This is a genomic window from Clostridium sp. 1001275B_160808_H3 (assembly GCF_015550425.1).
Taxonomy (GTDB): Bacteria; Bacillota; Clostridia; order Clostridiales; family Clostridiaceae; genus Clostridium.
Map to the genome: position 1 here is coordinate 1 of NZ_JADNAT010000012.1, position 24,796 is coordinate 24,796.

Below are 24,796 nucleotides of genomic sequence, written 5' to 3' on the forward strand. Positions count from 1 at the left end.
TATGGAGCGAAAGACGGGACTCGAACCCGCAACATTCACCTTGGCAAGGTGACGCTCTACCATTGAGCCACTTCCGCTTATTTTTATTATTGATTCAATATATATGGTGCAGATGAAGGGAGTCGAACCCCCACGCCAATGGCGCTAGATCCTAAGTCTAGTGCGTCTGCCAATTCCGCCACATCTGCATATATATTGGTGGCTTACCCGGGAATCGAACCCGGTACACCTTGATTAAAAGTCAAGTGCTCTACCGATTGAGCTAGTAAACCAAGTTGGCTGGGATAGCAGGATTTGAACCTACGAATACCGCAGTCAAAGTGCGGTGCCTTACCGCTTGGCGATATCCCAGCGTATGGGGTGAACGATGGGACTCGAACCCACGACAACCAGTGCCACAAACTGGCGCTCTACCAACTGAACTACGTTCACCACAATGGTGCGTTATCAGGGGATCGAACCCGGGACACCCTGATTAAGAGTCAGGTGCTCTACCAACTGAGCTAATAACGCATATCTGGTGCGTGTTAAGAGATTCGAACTCCTGGCCCACGCCTTAGAAGGGCGTTGCTCTATCCAGCTGAGCTAAACACGCATATTACCATTATTATATTATGTTTAATGGAGCGGGTGATGAGAATCGAACTCACGTAACTTGCTTGGAAGGCAAGGGCTCTACCATTGAGCTACACCCGCATATTAAATTTTAAGTGGTCGGGGTGACAGGGATTGAACCTGCGACCTCATGGTCCCAAACCACGCGCGCTCCCATCTGCGCCACACCCCGGTGTTGATGGTGCGTGTTAAGAGATTCGAACTCCTGGCCCACGCCTTAGAAGGGCGTTGCTCTATCCAGCTGAGCTAAACACGCTTATTCTTGTAAAGAACATAAATTATTTTATATCATTCTTTGTCACTTGTCAACATATTTTTTAACCACTTTTATGGAGCGGGTGATGAGAATCGAACTCACGTAACTTGCTTGGAAGGCAAGGGCTCTACCATTGAGCTACACCCGCATATTTATTTTAAAAGTGGTCGGGGTGACAGGGATTGAACCTGCGACCTCATGGTCCCAAACCACGCGCGCTCCCATCTGCGCCACACCCCGATATCTTTAATATCTCTCAGCGACAATGTTTATTCTACAATAGGATTAGCAATCCGTCAATACATTTTTTAAAAAATAATCTATATAAGAGAATTTTGGAGATTTAACTAGATATTTAATAATATTGTAAATTAATAACGGATTGCAAAAAAATATTATTCTATTTCTTTTAAATATATATTAGTCTTTTTATTTTCTAATATTTCTATAAATCCTAATGTCTTCTTCGCTCTTCCATAAGGTAATGTTATGCTCCCAGGGTTCATCATAGTTAATCCATCATGTTCATTTATTAAAGCTTTATGAGAATGCCCAAAAAGCACTATATCCGCTCCGACTTCTTTACCCTTATAGAATATAGTATTGTATTCATTCTTTACATTATACATATGCCCATGAGTCATATATATCTTTAATCCCATTATGTCTACTATTCTTTCAATAGGATACTCAGTGGAAATATCACAATTCCCTTTAACTGCATATACTTCACCATTAAAATCATTTAATAACATTTTTGTATCTGGAGCTCCATCTCCACAATGTAATATGATATCTACGTCTGATAAATATTTTTTTATAGCATTTATAGATGAAGCTTCATAATGAGAATCACTTAATACAGCAATCTTCATAATTTCCTCCTATAGAAACTCCTTTATAACTGCACTTATTTTCTTAAGCGCAATTCCTCTATGAGATATATTATTTTTTTCTTCCATTGTAAGCTCTGCAAAAGTCTTATTAAAAGGTTCATATAGGAATAGTGGATCATATCCAAATCCATCACAGCCTCTTTCTTCTTCTAATATATAGCCATTTACAGTTCCTGTTACTGATTTATATATATTTTTATCATTTATTAATGCTAATTGACAAATAAATCTAGCATTTCTATTATCATAACTAACGCCCTTTAAATTACTAAGTAATTTTTCATTATTTTTCTTATCATTTCCGTGCTCTCCAGCATATCTTGCTGAATATACTCCTGGTTCACCATTTAAATATTCAACTTCTAAACCGGAATCATCTGACATTACTATAAAATTACTTTCCCCTCTTTTTATCAACTCTTTATATATCTCTTCACTTTTCTTTTTTGCATTTTCTTCAAATGTTATTCCATCTTCTTCAACATCTATATCTAACCCGATATCTTTTAATGAAAAAACATTAATAGGCATACCTTCTAGAACCTTCTTTATCTCAATTATCTTCCCTTGATTATTACTTGCTATTATTAGCTTTTTCATATCATTATTTTCCTCCAGTACCTATCCAAAGCGCATCCATCTTTAAAGCATCCTTTTGTATTTGTACCATTTGTTTTATACCTTTTTGAGCTAAGTCTAATAAGTCATTTAAGTCAGCTCTACTAAATGGTGATTCTTCTCCAGTTCCTTGAATTTCTATAAATTCACCTTCATCCGTAGCAATAACATTCATATCTACCTTAGCGTTAGAATCCTCTTCATAACATAAATCTAAAATCTTTTCGTCGTTTAATATACCAACACTAGTTGCACTTACAAACTTTCTTATTGGATAAACTTCAAAAGGCTTTTCCTTATGTAGTTTATTTACAGCATCTACTAAAGCTACAAACGCCCCTGTAATAGATGTAGTTCTTGTTCCGCCATCTGCTTGTATAACATCGCAATCTATCCATATTGTTTTTTCACCAAGTGCTTTTAAATCCATTACTGATCTTAAAGCTCTTCCTATTAACCTTTGTATCTCCATAGTTCTTCCATCAACCTTTAATCTAGCTATATCTCTAACTTTTCTTGTACCAGTTGATCTTGGAAGCATATTATATTCAGCTGTTATCCATCCTTCACCTTGACCTTTTAAAAATGGTGGAACCTTATCTTCTATAGATGCTGTACAAATAACTTTTGTATCACCAACTTCTATTAATACAGATCCCTCTGCATACTTTGTATATCCTCTAGTTATCTTAGTCGTTCTTACTTGTTCATTTTTTCTTCCATCTATTCTCATGATTTTACCTCCAATTCTTAATATTATTAAAATTTATGCACTATTTTAGCATTATCCTCATATTATTAATATAAGGATTAATGAAGAGGTGAAGAAATTGCGATATATAGGACCATTTTTTAGAATGAATAAACTATCTCAAAAAGAAATTAACGGCCAACTTTTTCACTTGTCTAAGGAGGCCATAAGGACGTTAGTTCTTGAGTCAAAATGTGGATTAGTTGATTCAGTTAAAAATTATAAAAAAACATCATCCTCCATTGATATTACCACATCTGGTAACTTTTCTCCACTACTATGTATATATAGGAAATCTTCTCCAAACTATATTCATAGTAAAAATTACAATGGATTTGATGAATCTTCCTTTAAAAAGGATATTTCTCCAATAACTAATGCATTAATGACTACAAGCATACTTGATTTAACTACTTATTACTCAAGATTTAAAGATGCCGATGAAAAATTATACTCTTACTCTAAAATATATAAAAAGTTATCTAGGGAACAACTTGATTTTTATTCAGTGAACTTAAGAAACAATGAAGGAATTTTCACCGAGAAAAAAAATCTTTCTGAGAATAACCATAAAGGATTTAACCTTACAGATAAAAATAATAAATTTAAATTTTCTGATCAAGCCTTTATGATGGTTGCTTATAACTTATATTCAATATTATATCCAGAAGATGAAATTTCAGAAGACTATAATAAGTTTTCACTCGAAATACTAGAAATGCTTAATGAGTTTAAAGAGAAAATATATGAATGTTCATTTGAAGAAATATGTAAAATCCTTACTGCAATAAATATTTTTTATAGTCATTCAAAAAATTCTGATGCTCAAGTTTTAATAATAGATTTAACAGATTTTCTTATTAATAAATTTGATGAAAAGGACTATTATATTGACTCTCTAGATTTTACATGCCTATTCTCAATAAACTTAATGTTGTCATTTAAACATACTCAAATGATTACATTTAATGAAAAAGCCAAAGAAATTATTAATAAATTAGTGTCTTTATATGATGATGAAAAGGAAGTTTTTCTTAAGCTTTCTGGTAAAAAGGATTTGAAATATTCATGTTTTGATATTGTCTTCTATTTCTTAGCTATTGTTATGTATTCAAAGGAATTCAATAAATATAATGAGTATAGAAATATGATTTCATCATTATACAGAAAATATTTTATAAATTCTGGTTTAATTACCGCTTGGCCTGAAGCTCCTACTCTAGATGATGCAGAGAGATATAAAGGATTAACCTTAAATTCAGCTGATATGTTAGAAGAAAACTTTTTTAGAATGCCTACAACTTCAACACCTACAAGCTTAGGTATAGCTCCAATTTTTAACAAAAGTATTTCTTACTCTAAAAAAAGAGATTCATTTTCACCATCAGGATCATCTTTTGACAGCTTTAAAAACATGTATATATATCAATTAATAATTTTCCTATTTAAAGATGACTTTATGCGTGAAGTAAACATACTCGACCATGAATCTTCTTATAGAAATGATTCCAATAATCCTATTATAGAAGATGAAAATGATGAAGACAATCTATCAAAAAAAGATATATCAGAAGTTGAAGATGAAGAGTTTGTAGAAGTTGAAAATAAAGAGTTATTAGATCCTTCTAATGATCAAAGCGAGAATTAAATAATCAAACTAAATCATAAAGACTGGGCAAAGCCCAGTCTTTATGATTTTTCTATTTTACTGTAATCTATATTTCCATTACCATCTAATAGCATATTTTTTATTTTACTATTTATAGCTATATTATCATTATAAAAAGCTAATGGTAAAACTTGATATGTGTTAAATAAATCATCTTCTAATTTTGAAAATAATTCTACTCTCTCGCCTTCTGTTTTTGCTAATAACAATTGATTTTTATACTTATCTGGAAGAAAATTTACTAATGCGTTGTATATAGAACTATCTCCTGAAAAATTTGAATCACCATGAATTAATGCTATATCATAATAGTTAACATCTTTAATAGAATTCATTTCATCTTTCGTAATTAATTTATAACTTAAATACATATCTGTATTGTTTGAAAACCAGTTTGATATATATTCACAAATTTCCTTATTTTGAGTGCCTTCTTCGGCAACTAATGAAATTTCATCTGGTTTATTCCATTCAACAGTATTATTACTCATAACTTTTCTAGCTTGAAGCTTAGCTAAGTCCCCTTTATCTTCTCTGAAATAACTTCCTTCAGCTAATTCTATGAACATACTATTTTCCAATTGATACTGTCCTATAGATTTATTTAATAATCCATATATATCTTTTTTCCCCTCTATTGGTATAGAGTCACTATTAGGATTAAATGTTAAATACATAGCTTTATTTGATTCTAATGTTATTAATCTATCCTCACTACTTAATCTACTTAATTGGCTCTTAGGTGGATTTATAACTATATCTCTTCCCCCAATTTCAAAAGCTGCCATAGCTAATTCTTCACCTTCATCTGCAACTATCTTAATTGTTGCAACCATATCTGTATTTGTACCGCTATTTCTATTAAGGGTCAATTCATCAATAGTCATATCTGAAATACTATAGTATCCTGAATAAATTAACTCACCATAATTTTGTCTTATATTTTCCCATAATAAAACGTTCTTTCTAAGCCTATATTGAGGTGTTGTTAATTCTTCAATAAATTTATCATCTTTTGAGTTTAATCTAAAAATAACATTACTATCTCCTGAAGTTATCCCTACATTTTCTGTAAAAGATCCTGTTCCATCCCTAAACGCTTTTGCTCCATATACATTTAATAAAGCACCTATATTCTCCTCTTCTTCTTCTGTTAATATCTCCCTAAAAAAAGTCACTATATCTTTAGGTGTTATCTTAGTTCCATCACTCCAATAAATATCTGACCTTATCTTAAAATCATATTCTAATCCATTATCCCTTACCTCAACACTTTCTGATAAGGAAGGAACTATATTTTTAGAATCATCTAATTCAACTAATCCCCTACTAGTTGCACATACTATATCTTGTATTCTCTTATCTAAACTTCCTACAGATTTAAAATCTGTTGGCACAGTAGATACTGAATATGTAAATATTTCTTTGTTTTGAGCTGTCTCTTGATTCACCACTTCTATAAATCCTAACAAAAACCCTATTAATAATGCAGTTGTTGCCACTAATAATATTACTTTCTTCATATATGCTTCTCCTTATGATTAGTATCTTTCTAAATTATAGACATCTAAGGTTAATAGTAAACATTAATATGAAATTTTATACATTTATTCGAATTTGTTCTAAACTATATTAATTTGTATGCTATAATATTTTTATATAAAATTTGGAGGTAATATTTATATGGATTTAGCTGTTCAAATTTTTCAAATAGTTTTTTATAGCATTGGTGCTTTATTTATGATAACTTTTTCTATCATAGGAATATGGAGTTTTATTATTTTTAATAAAACATATAAGGCTAGAAGAATACAAAATTATCTTTTAGAAAAAATATATCAAGCTATTAATCAAATTACTTATAAGAATAATAGCTCACTTAATGAAAATTCAGAAGAGGAATTGCTTAGCCTTGATGATTTAATTGATGAAGATGAAAATTAGAAATTTAGCAAAATAAAGATAGGGAAGGTATTTAGCCTTCTCTATCTTTATTTATAAATTAAATTATAATATCTATTTATTGAATTCTTAAATTCTAATATATCAAAGTATCTTCCAAACCTTAGTGTTTCTTTCCCATTAATAAATAGCAATAAAATAGGCAAAGAAAATATATCATATTGAGATGCTAACACCTTATTTTCTATTGCATTAATCTCAAGAAATTTAATTTCATTATAATCCTTAATAATATATAAAATTTTTTCTTTTATTGCATCACAAGCCCCACAAGTTGATCCACTAAAATATACAATACTTATTGGATTGTTCATTATTAACGCTTCCATAATTCCTCCTACTTCAATTTAAATGCTAACCTTTAATATATTTATTATATCACTTACTCATTTCATTTATAAAATTATCACTTTAGGCAATACTAGAACATGAGGTGAATAATTATGAAAACAAAAAATAAATATAGTTTATTACTTTTAGTAACTCTATCCATTATTTCCTTTATAACATTAATTCCTGCATCTTTAGTAAAAAGTAATAATTTAGGTGATGCTCAATTTGAACTTAAACCATTACCATATGCTTATGACGCATTAGAGCCTTATATTGATAAAGAAACTATGATGCTTCATCATGATAAACATGAAAAAGCTTATGTTGATAATCTTAATAAAGCCATTTCTAAATATCCTGAATTGTACTCTAAAGGATTAGAAGGATTGCTAGAGGATTTAGAATCAGTACCAGATGATATTAGAGAAGCTGTTAAAAATAACGCAGGTGGAGTATATAATCATGAATTCTTTTGGTCTATAATGTCTCCTACTAAAAATCAAAATCCTAAAGGAGACTTATTAAATGCAATTAATAGAGACTTTGAATCTTATGATAATTTTAAAACTAAATTTAAAGAAGCTGCGTTAGGTAGATTTGGATCTGGCTGGGCATGGTTAGTATCTGATAAAGATGGTAAGTTGTCAATTCTATCTACTGCAAACCAAGATAGTCCTATATCTTCATGTTTAACTCCTATTATAGGAATAGATGTTTGGGAACATGCATATTATCTTAAATATCAAAATAGACGTGCTGAATACATAGATAATTGGTGGAATGTAGTTAACTGGGAGCAAGCTGAAAAAAATTATACTAATAATAAATAAATTCATAGATTAAAAAGAGACTATTCACTAATTATTTAGTGCAACAACTTCTTTTTAATTAATAGTTGATAATAGATAATTAATATTATAATTCATGTAAGCTTATTTATGCAAAAGTGAATTAGCGAAAGGATAAAAAAGTTAATAAAAAAAACAACGAAAAACTCGTCTAAGTCAGTAAAATCAACAACTTAAAAGGGGCTCGCGTTTCCCTAGCCCCTTTTAAATTTTTCACTCTTAATCGTATATCAATCTCTTTTACTTTATTATTTATATATAAACTTTAAAACATTACTATAATCATGGTATGAAAATGATATTCCTTTATATTTATACTCTTTTTTTATTTTTCTCCAATCACTCTTTAATGCATCATATCCTTTGTAATAATAAGTAGTATTATCTGTAACACCATATTTATCATTCGGTGCTTGTGTTTCTGCTATTATATTAATCTTCTTATTATACATTTTACTTAAGTTAACTTCATCTTTTATATTTTTCACCGGCTTTTCTATATTATAATTCATTACAGCTATTTCATCCGAATTAATTATTATTTGTTCTATAATATCTTTTTCTAACCAGTATGGTATAACATTGATTAATTCTAAATCAGACTTCTTACAATATGAATATGACTTATGAAGCATCTTTATATATTCATCTTCATCCCATCCTTCATCTAATGTCCAAGGTTCTACATCTAGCACTATTGCTTTAATCTTTAAATCATTATCAACTTTTTCATTATAATCATTTATAAATTCTATTCTTTTAATAAACTTATTTACATCTTTATACCAATTTGCATCTCCAGTTAAAAAGTATACCTCTGCTTGAGTATTAGATTTAATATTTTCTATAAATCCACTAATTTCATCAACTGTTAATCCTGATAAGTTTTGATAAACTGTAGATATATTTAGATCATTAATAACCTTATACATATTGCCTAAATCATTATTTTTTATTACTTTAGTACTCCAAGAAAAAATACTAGTATTTTTTATGTTCATAATAGATAAACTATATATAGTAGTTAATATAATTATAATGATAATTATTGAGACTATTAATTTTATTATCTTCACTAGACTCCTCCCATTTATCTTTATAAATTATTTAACAGGCTTAAGGATTTTATTATCCTTAAGCCTGTTATCTTTAATTACTATATTATATTTTAAATTTACTAATTTATACTAGAATATTGTATTTTGCTCTTCTTTATCAAATAAATGAATTTTATTGGAATCAAATCCAAATTCTATTGAATCTCCAATCTTATAATCAACACCTGTTCTAGATTTAATTATAAAGTTTGCTCCATCCTTTTTAACGTGAATATATGTTTCTGCACCTAAGTTTTCTTTTAAATCAACTTCTCCTTTGAAAGTAACAACTCCTTCAGCTGCTAGCTCTTCCTTTGAATGATATATATTCTCTGGTCTTACACCAACTATAACTTCTAAGTTTTCAGCATTCTTTTCTTTTACTATCTTAGCCTTTTCAGTTGGAATCTCGATTAATTTATCAAATACTTTAACATAGTTTTTGCCATCCTTAACAAGGTTTTGTCCGTATGTCATATTCATTTGAGGACTTCCTATAAATCCTGCAACGAAAAGATTTGCTGGATGGTTATATATTTCAGTTGGTGAAGCAACTTGTTGGATAACTCCATCCTTCATAACAACTATTCTTGTTCCTAAAGTCATTGCTTCTGTTTGGTCATGTGTTACATATATAAATGTAGTATTTAATTTATTATATAACTTTGAAATTTCTATTCTCATTTGAACTCTTAATTTAGCATCAAGGTTTGATAAAGGCTCGTCCATTAAGAATACTTTAGGACTTCTAACTATAGCTCTTCCCATAGCAACTCTTTGTCTTTGTCCACCTGATAAAGCCTTTGGCTTTCTATCTAAAAGATGTTCTATATCTAGTATCTTTGCTGCTTCTCTAACTTTAGTATCTATTTCTTGCTTTGGTAACTTTCTAAGCTTTAATCCAAACGCCATATTTTCATATACTGTCATATGAGGATATAATGCATAGTTTTGGAAAACCATCGCTATATCTCTGTCTTTTGGAGCTACATCATTAACTAACTTATCATCTATGTATAATTCTCCTCCAGATATTTCTTCTAATCCAGCAATCATTCTTAGTGTAGTTGACTTACCACATCCTGATGGTCCAACGAAAACTATAAATTCTCTGTCCTCAATATCTAAATTGAAATCTTGAACTGCCTTAAATCCATTTTCATATACTTTTTGAATATTTTTCAAACTTAAACCTGCCATAATCTTCTCCTCCAAATTTATATATTAATAAAACGCTAATGGATTAACTCTTTTAATTAAATTTGTTAAGTTTTCATCCATAGCCAATTGAAATCCTACAACACCTTTAGATGTTTTTGCCATATAAACCATGTTTTTTAATCCAGACTCTTCTAAATAAGCTTTAACAATTTTACTGTTACTCTTGTCCATTCTTTCTGAACTTTTAACACTTGATATTTCTCTAATATTAAAACTTCCTATTTCTGTTCTTTTACTCTTATTCATTATCTTGAATATTACTAATTCATCTCCTGTAAGCTCATATTCATATTCAACTATAAGCTTCCTAGACAAAATGAAGACTCCTAAGTATATTAGCCCAAAAACTACTGCAAACACCAAATTCAACATTGCTGCAAACAATATTGCAAAAATTAACGAAACCTTAGATAAAATATTTAATATCTTTTCTAAACTTCCATAATCTTTAGTTTGAAACTGTTCATAAAAGCACTCCATACCTCAACCCCCTTATTGAATATCGTTTACAAAGGTTTATGGTTTTATTATAATATCTTTTTTATTTATTTCAATATTATTATCCTTAATACATATTTTTCTTAAATTATGACTAATAAAAAATTAAATATATTGTGATATTTCACAAATAAAATAATTTTGAATAAAAAAATATAGTAAGCAGAAACTTACTATATTTTTCGAACTATCTTTATATATACTTTTCTAATTTAAATATCTAACACTTTTATAAGACTTATCTTACCTTAACAACTGATAATCTATGCAATGCCCTAGTACACATTATATATTTAATTAAATTGTCGGTATTTTCATCAAAATCAACAATTATTACAGCATCAAATTCTAACCCCTTAGCATAATAAGATGGTATTAATACCTTTCCACCCTTATACACTACATCTCCACCATTGAATGCCAATATACTTGTATACTTTTTAAGTTCTGGAGATATAAGGTTTAATTCTTCTTTTCCTTTTGTTATTATTGCTATATTTTCATATTTTTCTTCTTGATAATCCTCTAATAAATTTAATACTACATCTATTAAATCTTCTTCATCATCTTTTGAAACTGTTGTTTCTAATACATCAAACTCACCTTTTCTTACAAATGGAACAACTGCATTTTCATCTAAAAGCTTACTTGCATATTCCATTATTTGATAAGTTGATCTATAGCTCTTCTTTAATTCAAACAAACTAAAAAATCCACCAAAGACTTCTTTTAATTTAAGCATAGCAGGTACTTCTTCCGCTTTCATAAGTCTTTGATTTGAATCTCCAACGATAGTATAACTCCTACATCCTGTTAACTCTTTTAAAACTAGGAACTGTAGCATATTATAATCCTGAGCTTCATCAATAACTATATGTTTTATTTCAGTATAAGATTTTTTCCCATCTAATTTTATCATTAAATATAAGATACCAGCTAAATCTAAATATGAAAGAGTTTCGATATTTAAAAATCCTTTATATATATCTATAATGCTTTCATTTTCTATCCAATTTTCTATTTCAGCCTTAGATTTCATAACTTCTCTTACTATATCTCTTATCGCAATTCTTCTTCTGAATTCAATATTATTTTCTTCAATTACTAACTCTTCAGCAGATAGCTTTGATTTTTCTTCTTGTGCCTTTAAATTGATTTCTCTTACTTTTTCGTCTCTCTTATCTTTTATCTTTGAAAATAATATTCTCTTTATTTTTTGACTTCGTCTAAATATAGGCATATATTTATAATGCTTCTCAAAAAGCTCTTCTATTTCATCTATAGAAACTATTTCTTCATCTAAAAATCTTACTGTATCTATTTCAAAATAATTTTCTTCAATATCTTCTATTTTTTTATTAAGAGCTTCTATGAATCTATTTGATGACTTATATCTTATATCTTCAATTATTTCTTCATTACCTTTTAATACTTGTTCTAAATAAGATGTTATATCTCTTACAGGTTCATTTAATCCTATTTCTTTATATGCGAAAGATAAAAATGTTTCGTTAATAACTGCTGTTTCGCCTAAATTAGGTAATACCTCTGAAATATAATCCATGAATATGTCATTTGGTCCCAAAATAAGAACTTTATCTGTTAATTGCTCCCTAAAATTATATAAAAGATATGCAATTCTATGAAGAGCTATAGTAGTTTTTCCTGAACCTGCAACTCCATTTACAACCACAGCTTTGTTTCTATCAGCTCTTATTATTTCATCTTGTTCTTTTTGTATCGTATTTACAATATCTTTAAGTTTTTCTCCTGAATTTGATGACAGAACCATTTGTAATATCTCATCTTGTATATTTATATCAGAATCAAAATACCCCTCTAATTTAGCCCTTTTTACAATTAATTGTCTTCTTGATAATATATCTACTGGAATTTCTCCTTGTGGGCTTTTATAGCTAGTTTCTCCAATCATTCCTTTATAAAATAAAGATGCAACTGGTGCTCTCCAATCCACTATTACAGGATCATAACTTCCTTCTGGAGTTAATCCATATCTACCTATATATAACTCTTCAGAATATCCATCATCTATAAACCCAACTTTTCCAAAGTATGGTGACTCTTTAAGTTTAACAAATTCTCCTAGTTTTTTATCTATCATTTTGTATGATTCTTCTTTAATATATCTTTCGTGATCAAAATACTCCATTAACTTATCTTCATCATCTCTATATTCTTCGATATATTTTTTTCTATAATCAAGTATATATTCTGAAATACTTTTTCTCTTCTCTATATATTTTAAAGTTTCTTCACTAAGAATATTTAATGTATTTTTTAAGTTATCCTCTTCTTTTAATAATTCTATTTTATCCAAGAGCTGATCCCCCTTTGATTTTAAATTTATATTATTAAGAAAGAGTGTAACAACAAATCCTGTACACCCTTTCATTAATTTATCCATTTTACGTTATTTTAAACTTCTGTAATCTCTTCTACGTCTATAACTTCATTTGAATCTTCAACTTTTTTCTTTTTCTTATCTCTTAATTCTGGATACTTATCATAAACAAATTCCATAAATTCGTCACCAAATATAGTTTCTTTTTCTAATAGATACTCTGAAATTTTATCAAGTAAATCTCTATTTTCCTTTAATAACTTTCTAGTATTTTCATGACAAGTTTTTATTATTCTTAGTATTTCTTCATCTACTAAAGTTGAAGTTTCATCACTACATTCTCTTACTGCTCTTCCATCTAGATATCTATTTTGAACAGATTCTAAGGCCATCATATCAAATTTATCTGTCATTCCATAAATAGTAACCATACTTCTAGCAGTTTGTGTAGCTCTCTCTATATCATTTGAAGCTCCTGTTGAAACTAAATTAAATACTTCTTCTTCAGCAGATCTACCACCTAGCATAACCATTATTTGACTTGTTAATTCATCTCTTGATACTAAGTATTTTTCTTCTTCTGGTAATTGCATTGTGTATCCTAATGCTCCCATCGTTCTAGGAACAATAGTTATCTTATGAACTGGATCTGTTTTTTCTAATAATGCAGCAACAAGCGCATGACCTACTTCATGGAATGCCACTACTCTCTTTTCCATAGGAGATAGAATTCTATCTTTCTTTTCTTTACCTGCTATTATAACTTCTACAGCTTCTCTTAAATCTTCTTGCATTACAAATTCTCTACCATGCTTTACAGCTCTTAAAGCTGCTTCATTTACTATATTAGCAAGATCTGCTCCTACTGCTCCAGGAGTGCTTTTTGCAATTTCTTGTAAGTCTACATCATCTCCAAGTTTTACTCCTTTAGAGTGAACTTTTAGTATATCTATTCTTCCTTTTAAATCCGGTCTATCTACTATTACTCTTCTATCAAATCTTCCTGGTCTTAATAACGCCTTATCTAATATTTCTGGTCTATTTGTAGCTGCTAAAACAACTATTGCTTTAGTTGAATCAAATCCATCCATTTGCGTTAATAATTGATTTAGTGTTTGTTCTCTTTCATCATTTGTTTGAATTTGAGAATCTCTACTTTTACCTATAGAATCTACCTCATCTATAAATATGATACACGGAGCATTCTTTTCTGCTTCTTGGAAAAGATCCCTTACTTTCGCTGCTCCCATTCCCGCAAACATCTCTACAAAGTTTGATCCTGATATTGATAAAAATGGAACATTTGCTTCGCCCGCTACTGCTTTTGCTAATAATGTCTTTCCCGTTCCTGGAGGACCAACTAAAAGAGCTCCTTTAGGAAGTTTAGCACCTATTTCTGTGTACTTACTAGCATTATTTAAATAATCTATTATCTCTTTTAATGATTCTTTAGCTTCATCTTGCCCTGCCACATCATCAAAAGTTATTTTTATATCATTTTCTTTATAGATTTTTGCATTACTTTTTCCCATTCCCATCCCCATCATAGGAGATGATCCCATTTTTCTACCAATTCTTCCAGCTATAAATCTAAATATAAAGAAAAGTATTATCGGCATTACTATCCAATTTAGAATAAAGTCTACTATAAAATTATTTTGTACAGGCTCACCTTTAAACTCTACTCCAGATTCATTTAAAATATTTATTAAATTAGGATCATCAACATTGCCAGTATATAATAATTTTCCTGTTTCTTTAGTATTTTCATCACTTTTAGGCAGTATTTTTATTTCTGTAGATGAAATTACAACACTTTCTACTTGCTTATTTTCTACCATATTTAAAAATTCATTATAACTTATTTCTCGAGTTGTCATAAGATTTTTAGTCGAAGTGAATGCGTATAAAAACAGAAATGCCATTACTGCATAGAATAATGTATGCTGCTTTTTATTATTGTTATTATTTTCTTCTGTATTCTTATTTTCCATTGCTCTTCCTTTCCTTGTATATCTATTTTATTTTACCAATTTGATCAAAAGGATACACTTTTATTTGAGCTTTGCCACTTATATCTTCTCCATCAATATATGGATTAATCCAGTACCTAGAGTCTTTTGACCAAAGTCTGTTATCTCCTAAGAAGAAGTATTTTCCTTCGGGTACTTCATACTCTCCATTAAAATTGTCTTCAGCACCTATATAATCTTCTTGTAACTCTTCTCCATTTACAAATACCTTACCATTTTCTATTTTTATTTTATCTCCTGGTAATCCTATTAACCTTTTTATTAATGACTCTTGAAGCTCTTCTGAGTTGAATACTATAATATCCCCTCGTTTAAGCTTTTCTAAATTATATACTCGTGTAACAAAAAGTCTATCTCCAACATTCAATGTAGGTACCATTGATTCTGATGGAATTAAAACTTTAAATAATAGAAATTTATTTATAAGAAAAGCTAATATTATAGCTGAAACTATTGGAATTCCCCATTCACTAATAAAATTTTTTTTAGAATCACTATCTTTCTTACCTTCTTCTATATCAATTCCTTCATTTATATTATTACTCTCACTCATTCTTCCCATAATCCTTTCATCATAGTATTAATACTTTCACGTCTTAATTTAGTAGCTTTTTCATCTATAAAATAGAAGTTATCTTTTTTAATTAAAATATCCCCTTCTTTTACACTTCCTATTATATCACTTTTTTTGACATTAATTAAATTATCATATTCTATCTCTAACACAACATAATCGCTCTCAATTCTATCAACTATATATTCCTTTTTCTCCATAATGCTCCTGTTATTACTCACCTCGCTTTTTTAGCTTATATTCTAGTATATCATATTTGTTGAAAATTTAAATAGAATATATATTATTAAAAATAGGGTAAATGATTTTCATTTACCCTATTATTTATACTAATATTATACTTCATTAATTAATAATTCTTCATAATTTTGTCTTTTACATACAACTTTTGCTTCACCATTTCTTACAAATACAACTGCTGGTCTTAAATTTTTATTATATCCACTAGCCATAGAAAATCCATATGCTCCAGTTGATAGAACTGCAAGTATATCTCCACTTTCTGCTTCTTGAAGGTTTATATCTTGTAATAAAATATCTCCAGATTCACAACACTTACCAGCTACCGTAACTTTATCCTCCATACTTTCACTTGCTTTATTAGCTACTATAGCCTCATATTTTGCTTCATATAAAGCAGGTCTTATATTATCTGTCATGCCACCATCTACAGCTAAATATTTCCTTACTCCTGGTATTTCCTTAATTGATCCTATATTATATAAAGTTGTTCCTGCATTAGCTACAATTGATCTTCCTGGTTCTATTGTCAAAATAGGTTTTTTAAGTGATAATTTACTGCACACTTCATTAACTCTATTTAATATAGTATCACAATATTCTTTTGTTTCTTTTGGCTTATCGCCTTCTGAATAATAAATTCCAAATCCTCCACCTAAATCTAATTCTTCAATCATATAACCTGTTTCTTGTCTTATAGTATTTATAAAATTTATCATCACTTCTGATGCATCACCAAATGGCTCAGTCTCAAAAATTTGTGATCCTATATGACAATGAAGCCCTACTAATTCTATATTTTGTAATTCTAAAGCTTTCTTTACAGCATCCATTATTATATTACCTACTGGTGCAAATCCAAACTTTGAATCTATCTGTCCAGTTTTAATATAGTCATGAGTATGAGCTTCTATTCCTGGTGTAAGTCTTAAATAAATCTTTTGAATCTTATTATACCTTTCGGATATTTCATTTATCTTTGCCATTTCCCATAGATTATCTACTATAAACCTTCCTACTCCCAATTTAATTCCAAGCTCTATTTCTTCTAAAGTCTTATTGTTCCCATGAAAATATATCTTCTCCATAGGAAAGTTAGCCCTATATGCTGTATATAGTTCACCCCCAGAAACAACGTCTAAATAAAGCCCTTCTTGATCTATAAGCCTGCACATTTCTAATGTCAAAAATGATTTTCCTGCAAAAGCTACTCTATTATTCTCAGAATTAACCTTAAAATATTTTATATAATCCCTACAATTATCTATTAAAAGTTGTTCATCCATTACATACAACGGTGTTCCATAATCTTTTACTAAATCCCTTGCCTTTACGCCCCCAATTACTAAATCATTTTCTTCTATTTTGCTTGCCCCAAATAATCTCATATAATCTCCTCCAAATATACTTTCATTAATTATAAAATAAAACCACTATGGTTATCCATAGTGGCAGATTTCCTTAAGTGAAATTAAAGCTATAAAATATTTAGCATATAATAATAAAATTAATAATTTATAATTATTGCCTGTAGCTCTCCACTTTCGTGACAGTTGCACACATGTTATATGTACAACCAAAAATAGATTCTTGCAATAATCTATTTCTTCGGCTATTAATCCTTTCTTTATAAATCATCACTTTGCAAAGCTCATTATAAATACTATTAATAACAGCACCTCTACCCTGATAATTAGCCATATATATTATTATACATCTTTTGTTATATTATTCTACAACTTTATGAATTTATAAATTATTAATTTTAATTTTGATCTCTATATTTATCCATTAGGCTTCCCATCACATCGCCAGATGGTGGTGGAGTATATGTTATTGCATTTGCCCCAGCCTCTATAGTTCTCATTATAGTTTCTTCTGTCGGTCCACCAGTTGCAATTATCGGGAATGTAGGAAATTGCTCTCTTATTTTCCTCACAATGTTAGGTGTATTCTTACCTCCAGAAACATTTAATATTGTTGCCCCAGATCCAATCCTTTCAGCAACATTTTCACATTCAGAAACTACAGTTACAATTACAGGAATATCTATAGTTTCTCGTATTTTTTCTATAATTTCATTTGCTGTAGGAGCATTTACAACTACTCCCATTGCACCTTTAAATTCTGCATCTAAAGCCAAATTAACTACTCTTTTCCCTTGAGTTATTCCGCCACCTACACCACAAAATACAGGTACATCTGCTGCCATAACTAAGGCTTGTGTTATAAGTGGTTGAGGAGTAAAGGGATATACTGCTATTATAGCATCAGCATTGGTATTTCTTATTATGGCAACATCTGTAGTAAATAATAATGACTTTATTCTTTTTCCAAATATTTTTATTCCACTACAATCTCTTATACAAGAAGGTACTTCTATAACATGACTTCTTAATAATCCTTTTATCTCTGGTACTTGTTTAATTTTCTTCCCATCCATACCAAACTCCTCCTATTTTATATTTAACTCTAATTTTTTTAAGCTATAATTATATTATACTACCTCAAATATATATTAAGATACATATAACTAAATAATTTTATTAGATTAATTCATTTTTATCAATATATTTATTTTAATTTTTAACATAAATAATAATTTTGAAAAATGTTTATATTTATTCAAAATATAAAAAAGAAACTTTTCTGTATTATAGCTTAGATGGAGAATGTGAATTATATGGAGAGCTTTCTTTAGTTGGAATTATGATAAATAAGGCTGAAATAAATTATAATGATAGAACTTTATCTGTTAAAATATATGAATCTGATTATTAAGCATTATGTAATTAAAAAACAGTAAATAGATTTATACATAAATCTATTTACTGTTTTTTAAACGCCTCGATTTGCTTTAATTTCCTTCTACAGCTATTCCAAAGGCTCTACTATTTATATAATCATTTATATACTTTTAGCTTCTCTTATCTCCAAGACCTTTTTTACAACCCTTGTACCAATTATATCCTCTTTCATTTCCTCTAATGCATCTGCTAGCTTACTCCAACCCATACCTTCTACTTCATCGGATTTATTAATTTCACCTGAAACAAAATCTGCCATGAATGTTATCATTAAAATTTCCTTATCTTTTACATAATCAGAACCCATATATGTAATATTATTTATATCAATTCCAGCCTCTTCTTTTACTTCCCTATAAACTGCTTCTTCTGCTGTTTCATTATTATCTACATATCCCGTTAACAATACCTTAGAATTTTTGTATATATAACTTTGCTTCAATAATAATATTTCATCATTCTTAATTATTGCCACCATTATACATGGCTTTGGAGTATCAAAAAACATCACATCGTCATGAGAACAATACGGTACACCGCCTTCATCCCAACTATACTTTTCTTCTAATCCTCTACCGCATAAAGGACAAAATTTGTACTTCATAATACACCTCTTATTTAACTAAATAACTATTTTTCTAAATAACAACTCAAATATATAATCTTTCTTTAAACTTATATCTTATATCTTATATCTTATATAGTAATTATAATATTATATCAACTTTTTTATATATTTCAATTCCATCTTTTTCAACCTTACAGTTATATGCCATTATATCAACATTATTTTCTTTTGCTAATCTTAATGCATTTCCAAATTCCAAATCAGTTATATCGTTAGGCGAAAAAGTATTAACATTATCTAATTGAATTAAAAATAAAATTCCTGCTCCAAATCCTTGTTTTTTTGCTTCTATTAGCTCTAATATATGCCTTGCACCTCTCTCTGTAGGAGCATCTGGAAATCTACAATGTCCGTTATCCTCTAAGGTTACTCCTTTCACTTCTAAATAATATACTTCACTATCATATTTTGTGGATAACTTAAAGTCAAATCTACTTTTACCAAAAGTTTTTTCTCTATTAATTTTAGTATATTTATGTAAAGTATCAATCTTTTTATTATTTAAAGCCTCATCAACAACCTTATTAGGTATCTGAGAATCTATACTAATTAATATATCCCCTTTCATTGCTGCAATTAAATCATATTTTGTTTTCCTACTAGGATTTAATTCTTCTCTTAAAAATACTTTTGTTCCTTCTTTTAAGATTTCTCTGCATCTTCCTGTATTTGGAACATGAACTACTATTTCCTCTCCATTTAATATGACATTTGCATTAAACCTATTAGGCCTACTTTTAAATATTGCTTCATATATATTCTTATTATATTTCATATTTTTCTCCTTAAACAAAATCACAAATGTAATTTCAACATTTTTTTTCATATATTTTATCCACAGCACTTCTAAAATCATAAGTTGTCCACAGGTAAAATTATTAAAGCTCTTATTTTTCCTATATTTATAGTATTATTGTAACATTATCCACAGTTTTTATCCACATTTTGTACAAACTGTGCATAACTATATTTTGTTACCCAAATTATAAAATTATTAACTGTTACATTCTCCTACATATATTAGTGTTCTTCATCAAAAATCATCATATTGTTACAAACGTATATTCTTTCCATATATATTGTGTCAATACCTTTTTAAAAAGTTTTCAACAGTTTTTCCAAGTTGTCCACATTTTGTGGATAACTTTCCACAGTTTTAACACTTTTCCACTTGTTAATGTTTATTTACACAATAAATATTCCTTTAATCTTTTTAATACCGTATATTATATATTTCTATCTTTTATACTAATGTAAAAGATTATACTATTTTTATAATTTTATTTAATGAAAATAGCTTTATAATAAAATGACAGTAGGTAGATTTGTATAAAACACTTCTTCCTACTGTCATTCTTATTTAACCTATTGCTTTTATAATTTAAATTATCTATTTTGTAGAATAACTATTTTTATAGTATGACATCAAATACTGAATAGCTAATACAAATGGTCCAACTAATGCTGTTATTATAGCCCAAATTAATTTATTTTGGCCTTTTTCTTCCGCTAATTTATATGATGCAAATACTGATGCTATTAATAAAAAAATAACCATAATTTTATTTATTTTCTCCCCTATAATTAATTACTTTCCTTAATCAATTTAATTCTACATAATTAATATATTGTTTTCAATAAAACTATGTTGGCAAAAAAGTAAACTCTTTGTGAATAAGTAACCTAATATTCATTTTTAATATTAAAAACTCTTATCTATTAACTGTATAAGAATAAAGTAAGATATAAAAAATTTTTATATCTTACTTTAAATTACTCTACAGTTGGTAGCGAACTTAAATTATTATTTTCATTTTGGTCTGGAAGACTTCTTAAATATTCTTCACCTTTCTTTGAAACTCCAACTGCAACTCCAGATATTTGACCATTCTTAGCCATTTTAACGCCTTCTTCTTTTGATACTCTTTCGCCATTTGAAAGTTCATATCCTACTACTTCTCCAGACTTCTTAATTAAGGCCTTTATTGACTCTGCATCATTATTTGGTGTTGGTACTTCTTTATTTATATTTATAGGTAGTCTTCCAATCATTCCATCATTTTCTTCATTCATAATAACACCTCCATTTGGTTATAGTGTTATTTTATCCATTAGAAATTCTTTAATACAAATCTACTTGCATTTTTATTTTAAAATGCTTTCTGCTTGTTCCTTAAGTAATTCTATATTATTATCTGCATCTACAGTAGTAAAATTGTATACTTCTTTAAAGTTATAAAAGTAATTTGCAATCGCAATCTTCTTTGATCTAGAAATACTTAATACTGAAGCTAGATTTTCTAAGAAATCTACCTCTTCATCTTCATACTCCCCATCAACCAATGCTAGTCCAACTAATTCAAAATATACAATTGCTTTTGCCCTATCATTAGATTTTCTTATTATTTCTAAAACTTCATCATATCCCATATGATGCACTTCCGAATCACTTAATCCTAATTCTTCCTTATACTCTTTTAACAGAACTTTTTCTTCTTTAGCAAATTTATTATCTACATCAGCAAAAATAGAAACTAAGTTTATAAAAGCTATAGATTCTTCTTTATTTAACTCCTTCAAAAACATCTTATCAATCCCTCCTTACAATATAATTCCTTATTTAATAAAATTATCCTTTATTAAATTATATATAATATCTAATATATTTAAAACCCATTATTTAAAATATGTACATACCTTCTTCCCTAGTCGTACTTAAATTTCCTAATTAAACAATTCATATATATCTTTAAATCTTTGCTCTTCTACTTTATTTCCAATTAGTCCATTAAACTTACTTATCATTAAATATACTTCTTTATTATATGGATCCATCCCTATTATTTCCTTCAATAATTCATGTATTTTATTGTATTTATCCATATCATTTTGAGCTAAAAGGCTTCTTACTTCTGCTATAATTAAATCTAAATTACTTTCATTTTTGTTTTGTATACTTTTCCCCTCTATTTCATCTAACACAATGTTTATTCTGTCAGGTGAAAATGGCTTTTGAAGATATACTACTGCACCTAACTTAGTACATTCTATTGCGTTCTTTACTGTTGCAAAAGCTGTCATTATAACAACAGGGCAATTTATTCTAATCTCTTTAATATTTTTTAACACTTCAGTTCCACTTATTCCTGGCATCCTAATGTCTAAAAATATTAAATCTATTACTTCATTTGTATTATTTATTATATTTAACGCCTCTGCTCCACTATCTGCTGTGATTACCTCGTAACCCCTTAATTCTAAACAAGTACTTAATAATATTCTTATATTCTTTGTATCATCAATTACCAAAACTCTTTTCATATAATCACTCCTAAACTACTTCTTTAGGATAGTGGAATAGTAAATATAAATTTACTTCCATATCCAACCTTACTTTCGCACCATATTTTCCCCCCATGTATCTCTACAATCTCTTTTGCTATAGATAATCCAAGCCCTGTACTCTCTTCTGGTATTTCAAATCCTTCTACTCTAACAAACCTCTCAAATACTTTTTCTAAATAATTACTTGGAATTCCTCTTCCAGTATCTGTTACAGATACACATATATTATTTTCTTTAATATATCCATCTATTTTTATAGAACCTTTTTCTGTATATCTAACAGCATTAGATAGCAAGTTATTCAATACCCACTTTATTTTCTCTTCATCCATCATAACATCAGGCAATCTTTCTTCTAAATTTAATTTCAATTCTATTCCCTTCTCTTTTGCTAAAGGAATAAAATTATACAAGCAATTCTTTATTAATTCTTTAATATCATTATTTCTTATATTAAAAGAAGTCTTGTTTGATTGGATATGTGATATCTTTAATAAATTTGATACTAAATCATTTAATTTCTGTACATCTTCTTTTATAGTTTCTAAAATTTCTCTTTGCTTGCTATTTAATGATCCTATATTACTATCATTTATAAGTCCAACTCCCATCATTATTGATGTCAATGGCGTTTTTAATTCATGAGATATTGTCCCGATAAAATCTGCTTTTATAATTTCTAATTCCTTCAGTCCAGTTATATTCTTAAATAATACTACTACCCCATCAATCTTCTCTTCTGATCCTTTTATTATAGTTGAAGTTATATTAAAAAAATATTTTTTATTATTTCTTTTTATTTCAATTAATTCCTCTCTATTTTCACTACCTTTATTAATAGATTCCTTTATATATTTGTAAACCTTAGATAAATTTATAACTTCAAAGAAACTTTTATCAATGCAGTGTTCTTCATCAATATTAAAGAAGCTTTTTCCTTCATCATTTATAAATTTAATTCTAAATCTATCGTCCAACAATATTATCGGATCTGATATACTTTTAATTATGCTTAAAGATCTATTTTTTTCAGCGACTAAATTTCCCTCTGTGCTCTTTTCAAAATCATATAATCTATTTGTCATATTATTAAATTCTTTTGCTAATAATCCTATTTCGTCATCATAGATTACAGGTGACTGCTTATTTAAGTCTCCTGCCTTTACAGATTTTATTGTATTTATTAATAAATGTATTGGATTGAAATATCTATTGGTAAAGAACATAGCTATTGATCCTCCAATTATAGCTCCTCCAAGTGATATAAATATAATGAAGTATATGGATGATTCTGAACTACTTCTAAGAGCACCTTCTTTTTTAAGCATAATATCTTCATTTAATTCAAATAATTCTTTCAAACTTTTATTTAGCAAATCTATTTGTGGTGATATTTTTTGATAGTAAATTTGAACTAATTCATCATGATTTTGGCCATTATTATAATCTTGTAGCCCAGAAAACAACTTACTAAACTCTATATATTGAGAGTTTATTCTATCCACTAATTCTAATTCTCCAGGCTCCGTTATATTACTTTTCTCAACATAAAACCATTTATAAAATTCATCATCAGTTGCATGAAATAAATTTAATGCTTCATCTTTATTTCCTTGCAAGTATATTAATATAGCCTTATCCTGACTATTAATACAATCAATCATCTTGTTACTTGTATTAATACTTTTATAATTATTAGTAATTAATCCATTTGTAGATTTATTAATATTATACATATTAATAACTGCAAATAATCCTACCAATATAATTATTATTACAAGGATACTATATATAATTGTAAATCTTTTTTTTAAAGAGTTAATCATCATTTTAACCTTCCAATTTTAAAATATTGTTCTTTGATTATATTAATTATACATAATACACAAATATATATTCCACAATTATTTTTTTCTTTTATAAATTTGATCATATATAATTCAATTATTCCCTTGCCTCAATTAGAACTTATATATTTAAGTTTAAGAGATATATAGAATGGACATACTTTTTAAAGGTTTAAATATTAAATAAAATCTATAA

General features: G+C 28.2%; 25 protein-coding genes, 12 tRNA genes and 1 riboswitch. Of the genes, 4 read left to right on the forward strand and 33 right to left on the reverse strand.

The genetic code is table 11. From position 1 onward, the window contains the following. Positions 1 to 2: 2 nt before the first annotated feature. The 15 genes from I2A75_RS10175 to rph all read right to left on the reverse strand — a co-directional run bounded on the left by I2A75_RS10175 (position 3) and on the right by rph (position 3,118). A tRNA-Gly gene (locus I2A75_RS10175) sits at positions 3 to 77 on the reverse strand. A 27-nt stretch (positions 78 to 104) separates the two neighbouring features. After that, positions 105 to 188 (reverse strand) — tRNA-Leu (locus tag I2A75_RS10180). An 8-nt stretch (positions 189 to 196) separates the two neighbouring features. After that, a tRNA-Lys gene (locus I2A75_RS10185) sits at positions 197 to 272 on the reverse strand. A gap of 4 nt (positions 273 to 276) precedes the next feature. After that, a tRNA-Gln gene (locus I2A75_RS10190) sits at positions 277 to 351 on the reverse strand. Positions 352 to 356: 5 nt separating this feature from the next. Further along, positions 357 to 432: transfer RNA gene (locus I2A75_RS10195), tRNA-His, on the reverse strand. A 5-nt stretch (positions 433 to 437) separates the two neighbouring features. After that, positions 438 to 513: transfer RNA gene (locus I2A75_RS10200), tRNA-Lys, on the reverse strand. A 5-nt stretch (positions 514 to 518) separates the two neighbouring features. Next, positions 519 to 595, reverse strand: a tRNA-Arg gene (locus tag I2A75_RS10205). 27 nt (positions 596 to 622) lie between these two features. Continuing rightward, positions 623 to 696: transfer RNA gene (locus I2A75_RS10210), tRNA-Gly, on the reverse strand. Positions 697 to 711: 15 nt separating this feature from the next. After that, positions 712 to 787 (reverse strand) — tRNA-Pro (locus I2A75_RS10215). 7 nt (positions 788 to 794) lie between these two features. Beyond that, positions 795 to 871: transfer RNA gene (locus I2A75_RS10220), tRNA-Arg, on the reverse strand. Between the two features lie 74 nt (positions 872 to 945). Continuing rightward, positions 946 to 1,019: transfer RNA gene (locus I2A75_RS10225), tRNA-Gly, on the reverse strand. A gap of 16 nt (positions 1,020 to 1,035) precedes the next feature. Continuing rightward, positions 1,036 to 1,111 (reverse strand) — tRNA-Pro (locus tag I2A75_RS10230). A 155-nt stretch (positions 1,112 to 1,266) separates the two neighbouring features. Continuing rightward, positions 1,267 to 1,746 (reverse strand): metallophosphoesterase, encoded by a 480-nt coding sequence (locus tag I2A75_RS10235; protein ID WP_195264368.1) that lies wholly within the window; start codon positions 1,744 to 1,746, stop codon positions 1,267 to 1,269. A gap of 9 nt (positions 1,747 to 1,755) precedes the next feature. Beyond that, complete coding sequence (locus I2A75_RS10240) at positions 1,756 to 2,367, reverse strand: XTP/dITP diphosphatase (protein ID WP_195264369.1); 612 nt, start codon at positions 2,365 to 2,367, stop codon at positions 1,756 to 1,758. Between the two features lie 4 nt (positions 2,368 to 2,371). After that, complete coding sequence (gene rph / locus I2A75_RS10245) at positions 2,372 to 3,118, reverse strand: ribonuclease PH (RefSeq protein ID WP_195264370.1); 747 nt, start codon at positions 3,116 to 3,118, stop codon at positions 2,372 to 2,374. 124 nt (positions 3,119 to 3,242) lie between these two features. On the opposite strand from rph, the gene I2A75_RS10250 reads away from it, so the two are divergent. After that, entirely contained in the window at positions 3,243 to 4,784 is a 1,542-nt protein-coding gene (locus tag I2A75_RS10250; protein ID WP_243242145.1) for a hypothetical protein, read from the forward strand. Positions 4,785 to 4,825: 41 nt separating this feature from the next. On the opposite strand, the gene I2A75_RS10255 is transcribed toward I2A75_RS10250, so the two are convergent. Further along, complete coding sequence (locus I2A75_RS10255; RefSeq protein WP_195264372.1) at positions 4,826 to 6,328, reverse strand: ABC transporter substrate-binding protein; 1,503 nt, start codon at positions 6,326 to 6,328, stop codon at positions 4,826 to 4,828. A gap of 160 nt (positions 6,329 to 6,488) precedes the next feature. Here I2A75_RS10255 and I2A75_RS10260 point away from each other — a divergent pair, with 160 nt between their 5' ends. Continuing rightward, positions 6,489 to 6,749: a Vpu gene (locus I2A75_RS10260; protein WP_195264373.1), complete on the forward strand. Its 261-nt coding sequence runs from the start codon at positions 6,489 to 6,491 to the stop codon at positions 6,747 to 6,749. 47 nt (positions 6,750 to 6,796) lie between these two features. Here I2A75_RS10260 and I2A75_RS10265 read toward each other — a convergent pair whose 3' ends face one another. Then, positions 6,797 to 7,096, reverse strand: a complete 300-nt coding sequence (locus I2A75_RS10265; protein WP_195264374.1) for a thioredoxin family protein — start codon at positions 7,094 to 7,096, stop codon at positions 6,797 to 6,799. Between the two features lie 114 nt (positions 7,097 to 7,210). On the opposite strand from I2A75_RS10265, the gene I2A75_RS10270 reads away from it, so the two are divergent. Next, complete coding sequence (locus I2A75_RS10270) at positions 7,211 to 7,930, forward strand: superoxide dismutase (protein ID WP_195264375.1); 720 nt, start codon at positions 7,211 to 7,213, stop codon at positions 7,928 to 7,930. 266 nt (positions 7,931 to 8,196) lie between these two features. On the opposite strand, the gene I2A75_RS10275 is transcribed toward I2A75_RS10270, so the two are convergent. The 9 genes from I2A75_RS10275 to I2A75_RS10315 all read right to left on the reverse strand — a co-directional run bounded on the left by I2A75_RS10275 (position 8,197) and on the right by I2A75_RS10315 (position 18,416). Beyond that, positions 8,197 to 9,024 (reverse strand): hypothetical protein, encoded by an 828-nt coding sequence (locus I2A75_RS10275; RefSeq protein ID WP_195264376.1) that lies wholly within the window; start codon positions 9,022 to 9,024, stop codon positions 8,197 to 8,199. Between the two features lie 111 nt (positions 9,025 to 9,135). Further along, entirely contained in the window at positions 9,136 to 10,245 is a 1,110-nt protein-coding gene (gene ugpC / locus I2A75_RS10280) for a sn-glycerol-3-phosphate ABC transporter ATP-binding protein UgpC (protein WP_195264377.1), read from the reverse strand. A 24-nt stretch (positions 10,246 to 10,269) separates the two neighbouring features. Beyond that, entirely contained in the window at positions 10,270 to 10,746 is a 477-nt protein-coding gene (locus I2A75_RS10285; RefSeq protein WP_195264378.1) for a hypothetical protein, read from the reverse strand. 256 nt (positions 10,747 to 11,002) lie between these two features. Then, on the reverse strand, positions 11,003 to 13,102 hold the full coding sequence (locus tag I2A75_RS10290) for an AAA family ATPase (protein ID WP_195264379.1): 2,100 nt from the start codon (positions 13,100 to 13,102) through the stop codon (positions 11,003 to 11,005). A gap of 98 nt (positions 13,103 to 13,200) precedes the next feature. After that, positions 13,201 to 15,120: an ATP-dependent zinc metalloprotease FtsH gene (gene ftsH / locus I2A75_RS10295; RefSeq protein WP_195264380.1), complete on the reverse strand. Its 1,920-nt coding sequence runs from the start codon at positions 15,118 to 15,120 to the stop codon at positions 13,201 to 13,203. Positions 15,121 to 15,142: 22 nt separating this feature from the next. After that, entirely contained in the window at positions 15,143 to 15,712 is a 570-nt protein-coding gene (gene lepB, locus I2A75_RS10300; RefSeq protein ID WP_195264465.1) for a signal peptidase I, read from the reverse strand. Then, on the reverse strand, positions 15,709 to 15,933 hold the full coding sequence (locus I2A75_RS10305) for a DUF3006 domain-containing protein (RefSeq protein ID WP_195264381.1): 225 nt from the start codon (positions 15,931 to 15,933) through the stop codon (positions 15,709 to 15,711). Before I2A75_RS10305 ends, lepB begins: the two co-directional genes overlap by 4 nt. 135 nt (positions 15,934 to 16,068) lie before the next feature. Next, positions 16,069 to 17,361, reverse strand: coding sequence for a diaminopimelate decarboxylase (gene lysA / locus I2A75_RS10310; RefSeq protein WP_195264382.1), 1,293 nt, complete (start codon positions 17,359 to 17,361; stop codon positions 16,069 to 16,071). A gap of 135 nt (positions 17,362 to 17,496) precedes the next feature. Further along, positions 17,497 to 17,665: riboswitch (Lysine riboswitch) on the reverse strand. A 73-nt stretch (positions 17,666 to 17,738) separates the two neighbouring features. Further along, positions 17,739 to 18,416 (reverse strand): hydrolase, encoded by a 678-nt coding sequence (locus I2A75_RS10315; protein ID WP_195264383.1) that lies wholly within the window; start codon positions 18,414 to 18,416, stop codon positions 17,739 to 17,741. A gap of 161 nt (positions 18,417 to 18,577) precedes the next feature. Here I2A75_RS10315 and I2A75_RS10320 point away from each other — a divergent pair, with 161 nt between their 5' ends. Then, positions 18,578 to 18,754, forward strand: a complete 177-nt coding sequence (locus tag I2A75_RS10320) for a hypothetical protein (protein WP_195264384.1) — start codon at positions 18,578 to 18,580, stop codon at positions 18,752 to 18,754. Between the two features lie 126 nt (positions 18,755 to 18,880). Here I2A75_RS10320 and I2A75_RS10325 read toward each other — a convergent pair whose 3' ends face one another. The 7 genes from I2A75_RS10325 to I2A75_RS10355 all read right to left on the reverse strand — a co-directional run bounded on the left by I2A75_RS10325 (position 18,881) and on the right by I2A75_RS10355 (position 24,582). Beyond that, the gene (locus tag I2A75_RS10325) at positions 18,881 to 19,384 is read right to left on the reverse strand and encodes an NUDIX domain-containing protein (RefSeq protein ID WP_195264385.1); all 504 of its coding nucleotides are present in this window, start codon (positions 19,382 to 19,384) and stop codon (positions 18,881 to 18,883) included. A 103-nt stretch (positions 19,385 to 19,487) separates the two neighbouring features. Then, on the reverse strand, positions 19,488 to 20,183 hold the full coding sequence (sfsA, locus tag I2A75_RS10330) for a DNA/RNA nuclease SfsA (protein WP_195264386.1): 696 nt from the start codon (positions 20,181 to 20,183) through the stop codon (positions 19,488 to 19,490). A 615-nt stretch (positions 20,184 to 20,798) separates the two neighbouring features. Continuing rightward, positions 20,799 to 20,966 carry a hypothetical protein gene (locus I2A75_RS10335; RefSeq protein ID WP_207733804.1) on the reverse strand — a complete coding sequence of 56 codons (168 nt, stop codon included), beginning with the start codon at positions 20,964 to 20,966 and terminating at the stop codon, positions 20,799 to 20,801. Positions 20,967 to 21,181: 215 nt separating this feature from the next. Then, complete coding sequence (locus tag I2A75_RS10340; protein ID WP_195264387.1) at positions 21,182 to 21,481, reverse strand: DUF3892 domain-containing protein; 300 nt, start codon at positions 21,479 to 21,481, stop codon at positions 21,182 to 21,184. A gap of 72 nt (positions 21,482 to 21,553) precedes the next feature. After that, a complete protein-coding gene (locus I2A75_RS10345; RefSeq protein WP_195264388.1) occupies positions 21,554 to 21,994 on the reverse strand; it encodes a hypothetical protein in 441 nt (146 codons plus the stop codon). 138 nt (positions 21,995 to 22,132) lie between these two features. Further along, a complete protein-coding gene (locus tag I2A75_RS10350) occupies positions 22,133 to 22,729 on the reverse strand; it encodes a response regulator (protein WP_195264389.1) in 597 nt (198 codons plus the stop codon). 23 nt (positions 22,730 to 22,752) lie between these two features. Further along, positions 22,753 to 24,582: an ATP-binding protein gene (locus I2A75_RS10355; protein WP_195264390.1), complete on the reverse strand. Its 1,830-nt coding sequence runs from the start codon at positions 24,580 to 24,582 to the stop codon at positions 22,753 to 22,755. Between the last annotated feature and the right edge of the window lie 214 nt (positions 24,583 to 24,796).

Bases quoted from the DNA above. Each gene is read 5' to 3' on its own strand.
- ugpC (WP_195264377.1), bottom strand. From the start codon at position 10,245: ATGGCAGGTTTAAGTTTGAAAAATATTCAAAAAGTATATGAAAATGGA.
- I2A75_RS10250 (WP_243242145.1), top strand. From the start codon at position 3,243: ATGAATAAACTATCTCAAAAAGAAATTAACGGCCAACTTTTTCACTTG.
- ftsH (WP_195264380.1), bottom strand. From the start codon at position 15,120: ATGGAAAATAAGAATACAGAAGAAAATAATAACAATAATAAAAAGCAG.
- I2A75_RS10260 (WP_195264373.1), top strand. From the start codon at position 6,489: ATGGATTTAGCTGTTCAAATTTTTCAAATAGTTTTTTATAGCATTGGT.
- I2A75_RS10315 (WP_195264383.1), bottom strand. From the start codon at position 18,416: ATGGATGGGAAGAAAATTAAACAAGTACCAGAGATAAAAGGATTATTA.
- I2A75_RS10340 (WP_195264387.1), bottom strand. From the start codon at position 21,481: ATGAATGAAGAAAATGATGGAATGATTGGAAGACTACCTATAAATATA.
- I2A75_RS10240 (WP_195264369.1), bottom strand. From the start codon at position 2,367: ATGAAAAAGCTAATAATAGCAAGTAATAATCAAGGGAAGATAATTGAG.
- sfsA (WP_195264386.1), bottom strand. From the start codon at position 20,183: ATGAAATATAATAAGAATATATATGAAGCAATATTTAAAAGTAGGCCT.
- lepB (WP_195264465.1), bottom strand. From the start codon at position 15,712: ATGAGTGAGAGTAATAATATAAATGAAGGAATTGATATAGAAGAAGGT.
- I2A75_RS10325 (WP_195264385.1), bottom strand. From the start codon at position 19,384: ATGAAGTACAAATTTTGTCCTTTATGCGGTAGAGGATTAGAAGAAAAG.
- I2A75_RS10350 (WP_195264389.1), bottom strand. From the start codon at position 22,729: ATGAAAAGAGTTTTGGTAATTGATGATACAAAGAATATAAGAATATTA.
- I2A75_RS10265 (WP_195264374.1), bottom strand. From the start codon at position 7,096: ATGGAAGCGTTAATAATGAACAATCCAATAAGTATTGTATATTTTAGT.
- rph (WP_195264370.1), bottom strand. From the start codon at position 3,118: ATGAGAATAGATGGAAGAAAAAATGAACAAGTAAGAACGACTAAGATA.
- I2A75_RS10305 (WP_195264381.1), bottom strand. From the start codon at position 15,933: ATGGAGAAAAAGGAATATATAGTTGATAGAATTGAGAGCGATTATGTT.
- I2A75_RS10235 (WP_195264368.1), bottom strand. From the start codon at position 1,746: ATGAAGATTGCTGTATTAAGTGATTCTCATTATGAAGCTTCATCTATA.
- lysA (WP_195264382.1), bottom strand. From the start codon at position 17,361: ATGAGATTATTTGGGGCAAGCAAAATAGAAGAAAATGATTTAGTAATT.
- I2A75_RS10255 (WP_195264372.1), bottom strand. From the start codon at position 6,328: ATGAAGAAAGTAATATTATTAGTGGCAACAACTGCATTATTAATAGGG.
- I2A75_RS10355 (WP_195264390.1), bottom strand. From the start codon at position 24,582: ATGATGATTAACTCTTTAAAAAAAAGATTTACAATTATATATAGTATC.
- I2A75_RS10270 (WP_195264375.1), top strand. From the start codon at position 7,211: ATGAAAACAAAAAATAAATATAGTTTATTACTTTTAGTAACTCTATCC.
- I2A75_RS10335 (WP_207733804.1), bottom strand. From the start codon at position 20,966: ATGGTTATTTTTTTATTAATAGCATCAGTATTTGCATCATATAAATTA.
- I2A75_RS10285 (WP_195264378.1), bottom strand. From the start codon at position 10,746: ATGGAGTGCTTTTATGAACAGTTTCAAACTAAAGATTATGGAAGTTTA.
- I2A75_RS10345 (WP_195264388.1), bottom strand. From the start codon at position 21,994: ATGTTTTTGAAGGAGTTAAATAAAGAAGAATCTATAGCTTTTATAAAC.